The organism is Thiohalocapsa sp. (assembly GCF_019695415.1).
Classification (GTDB): domain Bacteria; phylum Pseudomonadota; class Gammaproteobacteria; order Chromatiales; family Chromatiaceae; genus Thiohalocapsa.
The window spans coordinates 1-1342 of record NZ_JAIFKJ010000081.1 but is presented as its reverse complement, the minus strand read 5'-3'; the positions used below and the strand labels follow the sequence as shown (position 1 = coordinate 1342).

Sequence of the window (1342 nt, the reverse complement as noted above, 5' to 3'; positions counted from 1 at the left end):
TACGTAGTTCTGTCCAACTTCGTTTATTGATTCGTGTTTCTCCTCGCTTGTCTTCTGCTTTGTTGTTTTTTGTTGTGTAAGAGATGGTTATAAGAGACAGGGGCCTCGGCCTGCGCATAGGTCAGGCGCTGGGCGCGGATCCAGGTGGGGCGGATCTCGATATCGGCGAGCCGGCCGTCGCCCGTCACGGTGACGCCGAACGACAGTGCCGGGGAGATGTCCTGCAGGCCGAGCCCGAGCTGCTCTGTCACGGCCGCCGGCAGCATATTGACGATGCCCTCCGGCAGGTAGAGGTTGGCCCCACGGGCGCGGGCCTCGCGGTCCAGCGCGTCGTCGGGGGTCACCAGGGAGGCAACGTCCGCCACATGCACCCAGATACGCTCGCCATCGATGCTGACGGCGTCGTCCGGGTCCTGGTTGCCCTCGTCGTCGATGGCAAAGGCGGGCAGATGGGTGAGGTCCAACCGTTCCTCGTCGGGCAAGGCCGGAATCGGCAAGGCCGGATCGCTGATCGCCACATTGCTGCGGGCGGGATAGGGATTATGCTCCGCTGGCCAGTAGCCGACGCTCACGAGAAAGCGGTGCGCCGCCTGCGGTGTCTCCGGCAGATCCAGCGCCTTGAGGATTCGGCTGTGCTCGCCCTGCTGGTTGGCGAGGCGCTCCACCTCGGCGAGCCGGGGGCGGTCTTCGTCGACGATGCGCCCCTGCGCGAGACGGGCCATGAGCTCCGCCCATTCCTGCTCCGCCCGGGCCTTGGCCTCGCGCTCGGCACGGTCCTGCTCGATGGCCTCGCGGGAGCGCGGTTGGATGGCCTGCGGCGAGCCGTGAAAGTACAGCCCCTCGTCCAGGAGCTGCCACACGGCCCAAGCGCTGGCCGGGGTGAATTCGTCGTAGATCAGCTCGGCGAGCTCTTTGAGATCTGTCTCGGCGCCCTCCAGTAGCTCCCAGGCCTCTTCAAGCTGCGCGGTGCCAGGCTCGCCCAGCTCGGCCAGGCGCCTGAGCGGGCCCGGGTGCAGCGGCGTGATGTCTTTCGGGCGCACACGCTTACTCTGGCCGCCTGCGAGCTCGATCTCGATCTTCTCGCCAACGCTGACCACGCGGGCAGGATGGACTTTGTAGAGCACGAGGCTGTCGGCGGCGAGGGACATGGACGGGAAACCGAAACACTAAAGCCAAGCTTTGAGGAGATGTAAGCCGGCGCGCCGCAGGCGCAGGCGCGCCTGCGCGGCAGCCGCCTGACGGGCTGCCTGGCGTGCCCGAAAAGCCTGCCCCACCTGCCCGCGCTGTTGCGCGCGATTGTGCGCCGCGCGGGGCCCGGCCGCGGCTGCGCGCAGTCGGCTGG

The 1342-nt window shown here is 67.4% G+C and carries 1 protein-coding gene; it reads right to left on the bottom strand.

Annotated features, from left to right (window positions below):
- Positions 1–23 precede the first annotated feature (23 nt).
- A complete protein-coding gene (locus I6U14_RS01110) occupies positions 24–1148 on the bottom strand; it encodes a ribonuclease catalytic domain-containing protein (protein ID WP_367115606.1) in 1125 nt (374 codons plus the stop codon).
- Between the last annotated feature and the right edge of the window lie 194 nt (positions 1149–1342).